A 13,102-nucleotide genomic window follows, 5' to 3' on the forward strand; every position below is an offset into this window, starting at 1 on the left:
CATCACACACACAACCACACACGAGGACGACCGACCGGCAGCCCGCTGCGGCCGCCGGTCACCATGCTTGCCCGAACGCGACGTGCTTGGCCGGTCTGGTGGTCAGAGCGGGGTGATCGCAAACCCGATCCCATCTCGAACTCGGCCGTTAACCGCCCCAGCGCCTATGGTACTGTGTCTCAAGACACGGGAGAGTCGGTCACCGCCAGACCTGCCAAGCACGCACTCATTCCCTCGTCACGACACTCACGACGAAGCCCGCCAGAACCTTCTGGCGGGCTTCGTCGCGTTCAGGCCCCCTCGCCTCACGGCGACCGACGCTCCATCGCGGCGCCGGCGCGGCGCAGGGTCTCGTCGAAAGGATTCAAGCGGGCGGCGATCCCGGCTGCCTCTCGCCGGAGCATGCTGGCGATCGCGTCGCGGCGCTCGCCGGCGAGGCGATCGACCGTGCTGCCGACGCTGAGCGCCGCCACCGCGCGGCCGTCGGGATCCAGGATCGGCACACCGAGCCCCGCCATGCCGGGGATCAGGCCCGACGCCGCGGCGCAGTACCCGAGGTCGCGCGTGCGGGCGATCTCGGTATGCAGGAAAGCCTCGTCCAGGCTCGTCATCTCCCGCATCCGCGGCAGGTTGTAGCGGATGACCGCCTCCCGTTCATCCGCCGGCAGATGCGCCAGGATTGCCATCGATCCCTGACCGAGGCCGAGCATCACCCGGCCGCCGATATCGCCGGTGAAGGAGCGGATCGGCAACGGACCCGCCGTGCGGTCGATGCAGACGGCCTCGTAGCCGCTACGGACCAGCAGGAAGACCGTCTCGCCGAGGGCTCCGGTCAGGCGCAGCAACGCCGGGCGGGCGAGGTCGCGCAGACCCAGCGGGTTCCCAGCCTTGGCGGCGAGGCGAAACAGCCCGAGGCCGAGCCGGTAGGTCTTCGTCGTCGAATCGAGGTCGACCAGATCTTCGGCGACCAGCGCCCGCAGCAGGCGCAAGGCTGTCGGTGCCGGCAGGCCGGTTGCGTCCGCGAGGGTACTCAGGCGCGCGCCGCCGGTGCCCGCCTCACCGAGATGGCGCAGCAGCGCGGCGATTCGCGACGGTCCGGACCGGTCGGATGTTTTCATTTCGATCTTAGGCAACATGGCGCGTTGGCTCGTATTTTTCATTCAGTGAAATAAGTTCGGCAAAATTATTCGCCCACCGAAATAGCTGTTGCTCGGGTCGGCGCAACGATCAATCCTGTGCTCCGGGACCGGGAGATGGGCGCGATGCGGCGATCACCGAGGGAGCGGGGCAGCGATGCTTGAGCCGGCGGGACGGGTCGCGATGGTCTCGGGTGCCTCGCGCGGGATCGGGCGGGCGGTGGCGGAGAGGCTGTCCCGCGCCGGCTACCGGATCAGCGCCGGCCTGCGCGATCCGCGCCGGACCCGGCCCGAATGGCACGCCTGCCGCTACGACGCCGCGGATGCCGGCAGCGCCGAGGCCTGGACCGCCGCCACGCTGGCCGCGTTCGGCCGGATCGACGTGCTGGTGAATGCCGCCGGCATTAATCCGATGGCCCGCTTCCTCGATCCGGATGAGACCGCCTTCGACGCCCTCGTCGCCGTCAACGTCAAGGCGCCGATGCGGGTGATCCGGGCGGCCTGGCCCCACCTCGTCGCCTCCGGTGCCGGGCGGATCGTCAACATCGCCTCGCTCTCCGGCAAGCGGGTGCGCAACGACAATGCCGGCTACGCCATGACGAAGGCGGCTTTGGTCAGCCTCACCCAGGCGGTGCGGCGCGAGGGTTGGGAGCACGGCATCCGGGCGACCGCCTTCTGCCCGGGTTTCGTCGAGACCGACATGACCGCCCACGTCACCAAGCAGCCGCGGGAGCTGATGTCCCGGCCGGAGGACGTCGCGGCCCTGATCGAGACGCTGGTGCGCCTGCCCAATACCGCGAGCATCGCGGAGTTGCTGCTCAATTGCCGGCACGAGGACATGCTGTGAGCGGGCTGTTCCAGCGCCTCGCGCCGCGGTCGGGCCCGGCCGTTCCCTTCACCATCGACGGGGTGCCGGCCGAGGCGCGCGCGGGCGACCTGCTGATCGGCGCGATCCTGTTGCACCGGCGTGCCTTGCGCCGGTTCGAGTTCGGCCCCGGTGAGCGGGCCGGATACTGCCTGATGGGCGCCTGCCAGGATTGCTGGGTCACGTTGGCCGACGGGCGGCGGCTTCGGGCCTGCACCACCCTGGTCGAGCCGGGCATGGCGGTCGTGACGGGAGGCGTCGGTGAGTGAGCCGGTCGTGGCGATCGTCGGGGCCGGCCCGGCGGGTTTGCGGGCAGCGCAGGTTCTCGCCGAGGCGGGATTGCGTCCGCTCCTCCTCGACGAGGGTCATCGCGCCGGCGGCCAGATCTATCGCCGTCCGCCCCCCGGGGCCGAGCGGCCGGAAGCAGAACTCTACGGCTTCGAGGCCGGCCGGGCGCGCACCCTGCACGACCTCGCCGATGCGCTGGCGCCGCGGATCGCCTATCGCCCCGGCACGATGGTGTGGGGAATCGCGGAGCGGGGACCTGCGGGCTTCGACCTCGACTGCCTGGGGCCGCACGGCCACGATCGGCTCGCGGTCGACCGGCTGGTGCTCGCCACCGGTGCCATGGACCGCACCCTGCCCTTTCCGGGTTGGACCTTGCCCGGCGTGTTCACCCTCGGCGCGGCGCAGATCGCCCTGAAGGCGCAGGGCATGGCGATCGGCCGGCGGGTCGCCCTCGTCGGGGCCGGGCCGCTCCTGCCGCTGGTCGCACATCAATATGCCCAGGCGGGGGCGGAGATCGTCGCGGTGCTCGACGTCACGCCCCTCGGGGCGAAGCTGAAGGCGGCCCCTCGCCTCGCCGCATCGCCGGCGACCCTGGCCAAGGGGATCTGGTACACCATGGCGGGCGCGCTGCGGGGGCAGCCGGTGCGCTCCGGCGTGCGGGCGGTCGCGGTCGAGGGCACGGCCCGCGTCGAGGCGCTGGCCTGGGAGGATTCGCGTGGGCGCCGGCATCGCGTTCCCTGCGACGCGGTCGGGGCTTCGTTCGGCCTGCGCAGCGAGGCGCAAGGAGCGGACCTCGCCGGGTGCCGCTTCGTGTTCGAGCCGGTGACGCGGCAATGGCAGCCGGCGCGCTCGCCCGAGGGCCGTGCCTCGCACCCGCAGGTCTATCTCGCCGGCGACGGCAGCGGCATCGGCGGGGCGGACGTGGCCGAGTTGCAGGGCGAGCGCACGGCGCTGGCGCTGCTCGCCGATCTTGGGCGGCCCCGCGACGCCGCCCGGGAAGCCCGACTCGACCGGCGCCTCGCCCGCCAGACGGGTTTTCGCGCTGCGCTCGAGGCTGCCTACCCTTACCCGCACCACCTGGTGGACGGAATCGGCGACGACGAGATCGTCTGCCGCTGCGAGGGCATCACCGCCGGCGTCCTGCGGCGGGCCGCGACCGAGCGGGACGCGCGGGAGATGAACCGGCTCAAGGCCCTCACCCGGGCCGGGATGGGCCGCTGCCAGGGCCGGGTCTGCGGCCACGCCGCCGCCGAGATTCTGGCACGGACGCTGACCGTGCCGGTCGAGGCGGTCGGGCGCCTGCGCGGGCAGGCGCCGATCAAGCCGATCCCACTGCGGGAGCCGGCGTGATGGAGCGCCTCACCGTCGACGTGGCGATCATCGGGGGCGGCACCGCGGCCTGTGCCGCCGCCGTGGCCTTGCGCGAGGCGGGGCTCACCGTGGCCCTGCTGGAGAAACGCCTGTGCGGCGCAGGCGCCAGCGGGGTGAATTTCGGCGGCGTGCGCCAGCAGGGCCGGGATTTCTCGGAGCTGCCGCTGTCGCGGCGCGCGCGGGTTCTTTGGGACGGTCTGAACGCCAAGCTGGGCGAGGATGTCGGGTTCGAGGCGACCGGCCACATCAAGCTCGCCCGCTCCGAAGCCGACATGGCGGTGCTGGAGGCGTATGCCCGCGACGCGGCCGAATACGGGCTCGACCTCCAGCTTCTCGGGCCGAACGCGCTCAGGGCCGAGATGCCGTGGCTCGGCCCGGCCGTGGTCGGCGCCTCGCTCTCGCCCACCGACGGGCAGGCCAATCCGCGGGTGGTGGGGCCTGCCTTCGCCCGGCTCGCCCGCCGCCTGGGAGCGGAGGTCCGCGAGCACGCCCCGGTGCGCCACGCCGCCCATGACGGGGCCGGCTTCACGGTCGAGGCCGAGGGCGTGAGCGTACGAAGCCGCAGCCTCGTCAACGCCGCCGGTGCCTATGGCGGCGCGGTGGCGGGGTGGTTCGGCGAGGCGGCCCCGGTGGCGCCGCTCGCTCCCAACATGGTGGTGACCGAGCCCTTGGCCCCGCTGGTCACCCGGTCGATCGGGGTCGTCGGCGGCGACGTCTACCTGCGCCAGACCCGGCGCGGCAACGTGGTCCTGGGCGGCGGCCGGGGCACCGCGGACAGTGCCGACGGCCTCGCCCGGCCGGTGGCGGCGACCTCCCTCGGCGCCATGGGAAAGTCCCTGACGCTGATTCCGGATCTCGCCCACGCCCAGGTCATCCGCAGCTGGAGCGGCCTCGACGGCGAGATGCCGGACCATATCCCGGTCATCGGGCCGTCCGGCACCACGCCCGGCCTGGTTCATGCTTTCGGCTTCTCCGGCCACGGTTTCCAGCTCGGCCCGGTCGTCGGCGAGATCCTGGCGGAACTCGTGACGACAGGGCGTTCCGCCTCCCCCCTCCAGCCGTTCCGGATCGAGCGCTTCGCCGCGTGGCGCGGGCCGTACCGGTCGGAGGGCGAGATCGAGCACTGACGACAGACGAATCCACAGGGGGATCACCACGATGAGACGCTTCCTCTTCGCCGCTATCGCCCTGGTCGCCGCCGGGCCGGTTCTCGCGCAAGGCACCAAGACGCTGACCATCGGGATGGCCGCCGCCGATGTCAGCCAGCTCGATCCGTTCCGGGCCACCAGCACCCAGGACAAGCCGGTCGTGTCCTGGATCTTCAACGGGCTGGTGCGCTTCAAGCCGGGCTCGACGAGCCTCGAGACCCTGGAGCCGGACCTCGCCGAATCCTGGACCCGCTCGGAGGACGGACGGACCTGGGCTTTCTCCCTGCGCAAGGGCGTGAAGTTCCATGGCGGCTACGGCGAGATGACCGCCGACGACGTGGTGTTCTCGTTGAAGCGGGCCGCCGACCCCAAGACCTCGTCGTTCTCGACCGATTACGCCGCCTTCGAGGCGATCGAGGCCGTGGACCCGTACACGGTGCGGATCACCCTCAAGCACCCGGTGCCCTCCCTCCTGGGCCTCGTGGCGAACTACCACGGCGGCAACGTGCTCAGCCGCAAGGCCGTCGAGGCGCTCGGCAACGATTTTCGCTTGAGGCCGATCGGCACCGGGCCCTTCGCCTTCGCCGAGTACAAGCCGAACGAGAGCGTGCGGCTGAGCGCCAACCCCGACTATTTTCGCGGCAAGCCGAAGCTCGGCGGCATCCTCTACCGGCTGATCCCGGCCGATGCGGCCCGCGACCTCGCCTTCACCTCGGGCGAACTCGATATCGTCTATGGCCGCCAGGACCAGCGCTGGGCCGAGCGGTTCGGCCGCGAGCCCGACGTGTCGGTCGACATCGTGCGGCCGGCGGAGCTCGCGCTGCTCCACCTCAATATCGGCCACAAGCCCCTCGACGACGTGCGGGTGCGCCGCGCCGTCGCGCACGCGATCAGCCAGGCGCAGATCGTGCAGTTCAAGGGCGCCAGCGTCACCGAGCCGGCGGTCTCGATCATCCCGAAGGGCTATCTCGGCACCGACGACAAGGCGCCGCTGCCGGCCTACGATCTCGCCAAGGCCAAGGCCCTGCTGGCCGAGGCCGGCCACCCGAACGGCATCACCATCACGGCGATCCAGACCAGCCTGCCGACGATGCTGACCGCGATGCAGATCGTGCAGGGCCAGCTCAAGAAGGCCGGGATCGAGCTGAAGCTCGACGTGGTCGACCACCAGACCTTCCACGCGCAGATCCGCAAGGACCTGTCGGATGCGGTCTACTACGCCGCGGCGCGCTTTCCCGTCGCCGATACCTACCTGACGCAGTTCTTCGATTCGGCGTCGACGGTCGGCACGCCGACGGCGGTGACCAACTTCTCCCACTGCAACGCCGCCGATGCCGAGATCCGCAAGGCGCGGACCGAGCCCGACCCGGAGAAGCAGAAGGCCCTGTGGAAGGAGGCGCAGGTGAAGGTCATCGAGCAGGTCTGCGCCGTGCCGCTGTCGGAAGGGTTGCAGGTCTGGGCGCACAAGAAGTCGGTCGATTACGGCTACGATTTCAAGGGGGCGATCCATCTCGGGCCGGTGATCACGGAAGCGACGGACAAGAAGTAAATCTTTCTCGGCGCACGACTTGACTGTTTCCCAAAGCGGGTCGTGCGCATCCCCTCCCCCCTCTACGGGGGAGGGTGGCCCGCGGAGCGGGCAGGGAGAGGGGTAGCGCGACGCTGATCCAGAGAGCGCCCGTCAGTACGGCTCCGCTTTATCCGGAAGCGTTGTCCCCTCTCCCGCCCGGCTCCGCCGGGCACCCTCCCCCGCAAAGGGGGGGAGGGAGAAACCCGCGCCTGATCCGGCAACGTGATCAACTCCGACCCCCGGCCCGCCCATGCTCCAGTTCATCCTCAAGCGCGTCCTCCTGGCGATCCCGACGCTGGTGGCGGTGCTGACCGTGGTGTTCGTGCTCGTACGGGTGGTCCCGGGCGATCCGACCATCGTGATCCTGGGCGACCAGGCGAGCGAATCCGCCCGGGCCGACCTGCGGGCGAAGCTCGGATTGGATCGGCCGATCGTCGTCCAGTACCTCACCTTCATGGGCCAGATCGCCACTGGCGATATCGGCCGCTCGCTCACCACCAACCGGCCGGTGCTGGAGGACGTGGCCCACGTCCTGCCCTACACGATCGAGCTGACGCTGGCGGCGGTCGCCATCGGCGTCGGGGTGGGCGTGCCCCTCGGCGTGGTGGCGGCGCGGCGGCGCGACGGGCTCGCCGACTGGATCGCCCGCATCGTGTCGCTCGCCGGCGTGTCCTTCCCGGCCTTCGTCTCCGGCATCCTGCTGCTGATCGCCTTCGCGGTGCAATTGCGCTGGTTCCCGGTGATCTCGACCCCGCGCACCGGCGGGATCCTCGACCGGCTCGGCGCCCTGGTGCTGCCGGCGCTCAATCTCGGCCTGCTGATGGTCGCCTACGTCACCCGGGTCACCCGCTCCGGGATGCTGAAGGCGCTCGGCGAAGATTACGTCCGTACCGCCCGCGCCAAGGGGATGCCGGCGCGGGTCGTGGTCTGGCGCCATGCGCTTCGCAACGTGCTGGTGCCGGTCGTCACCGTGGTCGGGCTCTATCTCGGGGTGCTGATCGGCAACGCGGTGCTGACCGAGATCGTGTTCAACCGCCCTGGCCTCGGCAAGCTGATCGTGACCGCGCTCACCCAGCGCGACTACAGCCTGCTCCAGGGCCTGATGGTCGTCTCCGCCTTCGCCATCGTGGTCGCCAACGTGCTCACCGACATCGCCTACGGCCTCGTCGATCCGCGGGTCTCGGCCCAATGAGCGCCGCGGCCGCCTCCGCCGCCCCGAGCGCCTGGCGTCGGGCCACCCGCTCGCCGGGCCTGATGATCGGCGCCGTCACGGTGCTCGCCGTCATCGTCCTGGCGATCCTCGCCCCCTGGATCGCGCCGTATGATCCCAACGAGCAGGATCCGGTCGCGGCCCTGATGGGGCCGTCCGCCGAGCACTGGTTCGGCACCGACTTCTTCGGGCGGGACGTGCTCTCGCGGGTGATCTGGGGCGCCCGGATCTCGCTCTCGGTCGGCTTCCTCGCCACGACGATCGGGGTCGTCGTCGGCACGGTGATCGGGGTGGTGGCCGGCTATTTCGGCGGCTGGACCGACCGGGTCATCACCGCCGCCACCGACGTGCTGCTCAGCTTCCCGCAGCTCATCATGGGGCTGATGCTGGTGGCGGTGCTCGGGCCGAGCCTCGGCAACCTGATCCTCGCCATCGCGGTCACGGCGGTGCCGGCCTTCATCCGCATCGCCCGCGGCTCGACGCTGGCCATGCGCCAGCGCGACTTCGTCGATGCCTGCCGGGCGCTGGGCTATTCGGACCTGCGCATCATGTTCGGGCACATCCTGCCCAACATCCTCGACGAAGTGGTGGTGCTGGCCTCGCTCTGGCTCGCCACCGCGATCCGCACCGAATCGACTCTCGCCTTCATCGGCCTCGGCGTGCCGCCACCCACCGCGACCTGGGGCAGCATCGTGCGCGAGGGCTTCGACAACCTCCTCGACGCGCCCTGGCTGTCGATCTTCCCGAGCCTGGCGATTCTCGCCGTGATGATCGGCCTCAACCTGATCGGCGACGGCCTGCGCGACGCCACCGACCCGCGGGGGGCACCATGACGCCGACGGACATGTTGCGGGTCGAGGGGCTGACCACCCAGATCCGCGTCGGAGGCACGTGGTACGATGCGGTGCGCGAGGTGTCGTTCTCGGTCGCCGGGGGCGAGACCCTGGCCCTCGTCGGCGAATCGGGCTGCGGCAAGAGCCTCACCGCCCTCTCGATCATGGGGCTTCTGGCCCCCAAGGTGGGCCGCGTCGCGTCGGGCTCCATCGTGGTCGACGGCACCGACATGCGGGCGGCGACCGAGAGCCAGCGCGAGGCGATGCGCGGCGACCGCCTGGCGATGATCTTCCAGGAGCCGATGACCTCGCTCAACCCGGTCCTGACGATCGGCTTCCAGATCGCCGAGGCCTTGCGGCGCCATCGCGGCCTGTCCAAGGCGGCCGCCCGAGAGAAGGCCATCGCCCTCCTCGAACGGGTGCGGGTGCCCTCGGCCGCCGAGCGGATCGACGCCTATCCGCACCACTTCTCCGGCGGGATGCGCCAGCGGGTGATGATCGCGATGGCGCTGGCCTGCTCGCCCCGGGTGCTGATCGCCGACGAGCCGACCACGGCGCTCGACGTGACGATCCAGGCGCAGGTCCTGGCCCTGCTCGCCGAGATCCAGCGCCGGGAGGGACTGGCGGTACTGCTCATCACCCACAATCTCGGCGTCGTCGCCTCGGTCGCCGACCGGGTGATGGTGATGTATGGCGGCGACGTGGTCGAGAGCGCGCCGGTGCGCGCCTTCTTCGCCCGGCCGACCCACCCTTATGCCGAGGGCCTGCTCAAGGCGATGCCGCGGGTCGACCGGGTGCAGGCGCTGGCGGCGATCCCCGGCACGGTGCCGACCCTGCCGGAGATGCCGGATGGCTGCCGCTTCCAGGGCCGCTGCCCCCTGGCGGAGGAGCGCTGCCGCGAGCGGCCGCCGCTGGTGCCGCTCAAGGGCGCGCCGGACCACGCGGTGCGCTGCTGGGTGAGGGCCGCATGACTCCTTCGCGAGAGACGCCGCTGCTCGAGGTCGAGGACCTCTCGAAGACCTTCACGATCCGCCGCGGCTTCCCGGTCGCCAAGACCAGCCTCGTCCGCGCCCTCGACCGGGTGTCGTTCAGCGTCGGTCGCGGCGAAGCCCTCGGCATCGTCGGCGAGTCGGGCTGCGGCAAGTCCACCACCGCCCGGGTCGCCCTGCGGCTGACGCCCTCCGACGGCGGCCGCGTGCGCTTCGACGGGCAGGACGTGCTCGCCGCCTCGGGGAGCGCGATGCGGCGCCTGCGGCGGCGGATGCAGATCGTGTTCCAGGATCCCGCCTCCTCCCTCGATCCGCGCCAGCGCATCGGCGAGGCGCTGGGCGAGCCCCTGAGGGTCCACGGGCTGGCGCGCGGGGCCGAGCTGACCGAGCGGGTCGCCGGGCTCCTGGCCGAGGTCGGATTACCGGCGAATGCCGCCGCGCGGTTCCCGCACGAATTCTCCGGCGGCCAGCGCCAGCGCATCGGCATCGCCCGGGCGCTGGCGCTCGGGCCCGATCTGATCTTCGCCGACGAGCCGGTCTCGGCCCTCGACGTCTCGGTCCAGGCTCAGATCCTGCGGCTGCTCGAGTCGCTGCGGCAGGCCCGCAACCTCGCCTTCGTGTTCATCTCGCACGATCTCGGCGTCGTCCGCCATTTCTGCCAGCGGGTGACCGTGATGTATCTCGGCCGGGTGGTGGAGAGCGGCCCGGTCGGCCCGCTCTTCGGGGAGCCGCTGCACCCCTATACCCAGCTTCTCAAGGCCTCCTCCCCGGTGCCCGACCCCGAGCAGCCGGTGGCGATGAGTTTCCAGGAGGGCGAGCCGCCCTCGCCGCTCAAGCCGCCCTCGGGCTGCCACTTCCATCCCCGCTGCCCCCGCGCCTTCGACCGCTGCCGCGCCGAGGCGCCGCCCTTGCGCGAGGCGGCGCCGGGCCGGGTGGTGGCCTGCCACCTCTACGGCGGAGCCTGATGCCGCGAGCCGTCGGGGATCGTCCGCGGACGGGAGCCGCGACCGAGACACCACGGCGCTATCCCTATCTGCCCTCGTTGCTCTAGCTTCCCCAGCGGCGACGAAGCGCCTTGCAAAGGGGGATGAGAATCGATGAGGACGATTGGGATGATGGCGGCCATCGGATTGGGCCTGATCGGCGCGGTGGGAACCGCCTCGGCCCAGTCCTGGGGCGGCCCCGATTACGGCTATCGCGACCGCGAGTATCGCAGCCGCGACAGCGACTACCGCGACCGGGACTTCCGGGATCGCGGCTACCGGGATCGCCGTGACGAGTACGGCCGGCGGGACGATTACCGCGACCGGGACCGCGATTACGGCGCGCGCGACCGGGATCGCGGGCCGCGGGGCAGTGGCGCCGCCTTCAACGAGAGCGAGTACCTGCGCTGCAATCCGGACGTGGCCCGCGCCGTGTTCGCCGGCAAGATGCAGTCGGGCTACAAGCATTTCCAGATCCACGGCTTCCGCGAGGGCCGGAAGCTGAGCTGCTGAGCCCGGTCAGGCTCCTCGACGACGCGTCGCCGGGAAAGGTCCGGCGACGCCACCGGCCCGCCCGCCGCCGGTCCATCAGGGCGCATCGGCCGCGCCCCACCCCACCGCTTTCGCCTCGATTCGAATCGAGGGCGCCGGGACCCTCGGAAGATTTCACGCGTTCTGCCTGCGGTCATGGTTCGACACGGCGTCGGACGGATCAGTTGACCCATAGTCAAGGCGAGTGCGTTGATGGCCACGAAGCAGAAGACGTTGCAGGATGCGTTCTACGAGACGCTCAAGGACGTGTACTATGCCGAGAGGCAATCGGTCAGGGCGCTGAAGAAAGCGGCCAAGTCGGCGCAACACGAGGAGTTGCGGCAAGCCTTCGAGACCCATGCCGAGGAGAGCGCGACCCAGGTCGAGCGGATCCAGCAGGTCTTCGACATCATCGGCAAGCCCGCCCGCGGCAAGACCTGCGAGGCGATGCAGGGCCTGACGAGCGAGATGGAGGAGGATCTGGAGGATTTCGGCGACAGCCCGGCCGCCGATGCGGTGCTGGCCGGCGCGGCCCAGGCCCTCGAGCATTATGAGATCGCGCGCTACGGCACGCTGAAGACCTGGGCGCTCCAGCTCGGCCACGAGGACGCCGCCAAGCTGCTCGACGAGACGCTTCAGGAGGAGAAGAAGACCGACCAGTTGCTGACCGGGATCGCCGAGCGCCTCAACGTCGAGGGTATCGAGGACGGCGCTGCGCCGCGTGCCGGTAAATCCACCGCGGGGAAATCGACGGCCGGCAAGGCGGCCTGAGCCGCGCAGTTCAGGGCGCATGGTCGCGTCTTCTCCCGGGGCGGCCTGATTGAAGAAAGACTGCGCAGACATTCTGCGCAGTCAAAATGCGTGCGCGATAAGCAAACGAGGCGCGATTTCACGCAGATATCTTCAGATAAAATAAATAAAAACAGATTAACATGCAGCAAAGATCGCAGATATAGTCTGTGTAAGGTGGAGATGTCGCAACTCCTGTCCAGTCAGTGGAAGGACGAAGCATGGCCACGATCCTCGGTACGAACGGCAACGACGTCCTCACCGGAACGACCGGCGACGACGTCATCCTGGGGCTTCTCGGGAACGACAGGATTTCCGATCCGGGCGGCTTCAACCGCATCGACGGCCAGGACGGCGCCGACGTCATCACCGGCGGAGCCAATCTCGACTATATTGCCGGCGGACCCGGCAACGACGTCATCTATGGCGGTGGCGGGGCTGACCAGCTCATCGGTGAGGCCGGCGATGACCTGATATACGGCCAGGACGGCGACGACTATGCCGCCGGCAATCCGGGCAACGACACGATCTATGGCGGGGCCGGCAACGACTTCTTCGTCGGCGAGCAAGGGAACGACCAGGTCTACGGCGAGGCCGGCAACGACTTCGTCGCCGGCGGCGAGGACGACGACCTGGTGAGCGGCGGCGACGGCGACGACCTCGTCGACGGCGATCTCGGCAACGACACGCTGCTCGGCGATGCCGGCAACGACGTCCTGTTCGGGGATTACGGCAACGACCGCATGAATGGCGGGCCGGGCAACGACCGCCTCGACGGCGCGGTCGGGACCGACACCGCGGTGTTCGATACGGCGTTCCGCAACCTGCGCGTCACATCCTCGGGGTCGCTGGTGACCTTCGAGGGGGCGACGGGGATCGACGAGGTCAAGAATACCGAGGTGTTCGAGTTCTCCGATCGCACGATCGTCCAGGCCGACGGCAACGCCGCCGTCGACGACCTGTACTACCTCAGCCGGAACGCCGACGTCCTGCTCGCCGGCCTCGATGCGGAGGCGCATTTCGGCCAGTACGGCTGGCGCGAGGGCCGCAACCCCAACGCCTATTTCGACACCAAGGGGTATCTGGCGGCCTATAGCGACGTGGCCGCTGCCGGCATCGACCCGCTCCAGCATTACCTGCAATACGGCTGGAAGGAGGGCCGCGATCCGTCGGCCAATTTCGACACCAAGGCCTATCTGGCGGCCAATCCCGACGTCGCGGCGGCCGGCATCAATCCGCTGGAACACTTCCTGCAATACGGCTCCGTCGAAGGGCGCGCGGTGCAGCCGGGTGACGGCGCCTTCGCGACCGCGACGGCGCCGGGCGTCTATACCTGAGCGAACCGGGACGCCGCTCCGGCGGCGTCCCCCTCGACGGACGGCGGACCTT

At 70.3% G+C, this 13,102-nt stretch carries 13 protein-coding genes and 1 rRNA gene; 13 read left to right on the forward strand and 1 reads right to left on the reverse strand.

Annotated elements, in window-relative coordinates; genetic code table 11:
* Window positions 1–94: 94 nt before the first annotated feature.
* Window positions 95–211, forward strand: a 5S ribosomal RNA gene (gene rrf / locus VQ03_RS23675).
* A 94-nt stretch (window positions 212–305) separates the two neighbouring features.
* Here rrf and VQ03_RS23680 read toward each other — a convergent pair.
* Window positions 306–1,118, reverse strand: coding sequence for an IclR family transcriptional regulator (locus VQ03_RS23680; protein ID WP_048453364.1), 813 nt, complete (start codon window positions 1,116–1,118; stop codon window positions 306–308).
* A gap of 175 nt (window positions 1,119–1,293) precedes the next feature.
* Here VQ03_RS23680 and VQ03_RS23685 point away from each other — a divergent pair, with 175 nt between their 5' ends.
* The 12 genes from VQ03_RS23685 (at window position 1,294) to VQ03_RS23740 (ending at window position 13,050) form a co-directional block, all read left to right on the forward strand.
* Window positions 1,294–1,983 carry an SDR family NAD(P)-dependent oxidoreductase gene (locus VQ03_RS23685; protein ID WP_048453365.1) on the forward strand — a complete coding sequence of 230 codons (690 nt, stop codon included), beginning with the start codon at window positions 1,294–1,296 and terminating at the stop codon, window positions 1,981–1,983.
* Window positions 1,980–2,270, forward strand: a complete 291-nt coding sequence (locus VQ03_RS23690) for a (2Fe-2S)-binding protein (RefSeq protein WP_048453366.1) — start codon at window positions 1,980–1,982, stop codon at window positions 2,268–2,270. Before VQ03_RS23685 ends, VQ03_RS23690 begins: the two co-directional genes overlap by 4 nt.
* Window positions 2,263–3,639 (forward strand): FAD/NAD(P)-dependent oxidoreductase, encoded by a 1,377-nt coding sequence (locus tag VQ03_RS23695; RefSeq protein WP_048453367.1) that lies wholly within the window; start codon window positions 2,263–2,265, stop codon window positions 3,637–3,639. The genes VQ03_RS23690 and VQ03_RS23695 overlap by 8 nt, the downstream gene beginning before the upstream one ends.
* Window positions 3,639–4,787: an NAD(P)/FAD-dependent oxidoreductase gene (locus VQ03_RS23700; protein ID WP_157064231.1), complete on the forward strand. Its 1,149-nt coding sequence runs from the start codon at window positions 3,639–3,641 to the stop codon at window positions 4,785–4,787. Before VQ03_RS23695 ends, VQ03_RS23700 begins: the two co-directional genes overlap by 1 nt.
* Before the next feature lie 31 nt (window positions 4,788–4,818).
* Window positions 4,819–6,357, forward strand: coding sequence for an ABC transporter substrate-binding protein (locus VQ03_RS23705; protein WP_048453369.1), 1,539 nt, complete (start codon window positions 4,819–4,821; stop codon window positions 6,355–6,357).
* Between the two features lie 271 nt (window positions 6,358–6,628).
* Entirely contained in the window at window positions 6,629–7,570 is a 942-nt protein-coding gene (locus VQ03_RS23710; protein WP_048453370.1) for an ABC transporter permease, read from the forward strand.
* Window positions 7,567–8,421, forward strand: coding sequence for an ABC transporter permease (locus tag VQ03_RS23715; RefSeq protein WP_048453371.1), 855 nt, complete (start codon window positions 7,567–7,569; stop codon window positions 8,419–8,421). Before VQ03_RS23710 ends, VQ03_RS23715 begins: the two co-directional genes overlap by 4 nt.
* Complete coding sequence (locus VQ03_RS23720) at window positions 8,418–9,392, forward strand: ABC transporter ATP-binding protein (protein ID WP_048453372.1); 975 nt, start codon at window positions 8,418–8,420, stop codon at window positions 9,390–9,392. The genes VQ03_RS23715 and VQ03_RS23720 overlap by 4 nt, the downstream gene beginning before the upstream one ends.
* Entirely contained in the window at window positions 9,389–10,375 is a 987-nt protein-coding gene (locus VQ03_RS23725) for an ABC transporter ATP-binding protein (RefSeq protein WP_048453373.1), read from the forward strand. The genes VQ03_RS23720 and VQ03_RS23725 overlap by 4 nt, the downstream gene beginning before the upstream one ends.
* 147 nt (window positions 10,376–10,522) lie before the next feature.
* Window positions 10,523–10,906 carry a hypothetical protein gene (locus tag VQ03_RS23730; protein ID WP_053078714.1) on the forward strand — a complete coding sequence of 128 codons (384 nt, stop codon included), beginning with the start codon at window positions 10,523–10,525 and terminating at the stop codon, window positions 10,904–10,906.
* A 231-nt stretch (window positions 10,907–11,137) separates the two neighbouring features.
* Window positions 11,138–11,695: a YciE/YciF ferroxidase family protein gene (locus VQ03_RS23735; protein ID WP_048453375.1), complete on the forward strand. Its 558-nt coding sequence runs from the start codon at window positions 11,138–11,140 to the stop codon at window positions 11,693–11,695.
* Between the two features lie 239 nt (window positions 11,696–11,934).
* Complete coding sequence (locus VQ03_RS23740; protein ID WP_048453376.1) at window positions 11,935–13,050, forward strand: calcium-binding protein; 1,116 nt, start codon at window positions 11,935–11,937, stop codon at window positions 13,048–13,050.
* Window positions 13,051–13,102 lie beyond the last annotated feature (52 nt).

The sequence above is a fragment of the Methylobacterium tarhaniae genome, from assembly GCF_001043955.1.
GTDB lineage: Bacteria > Pseudomonadota > Alphaproteobacteria > Rhizobiales > Beijerinckiaceae > Methylobacterium > Methylobacterium tarhaniae.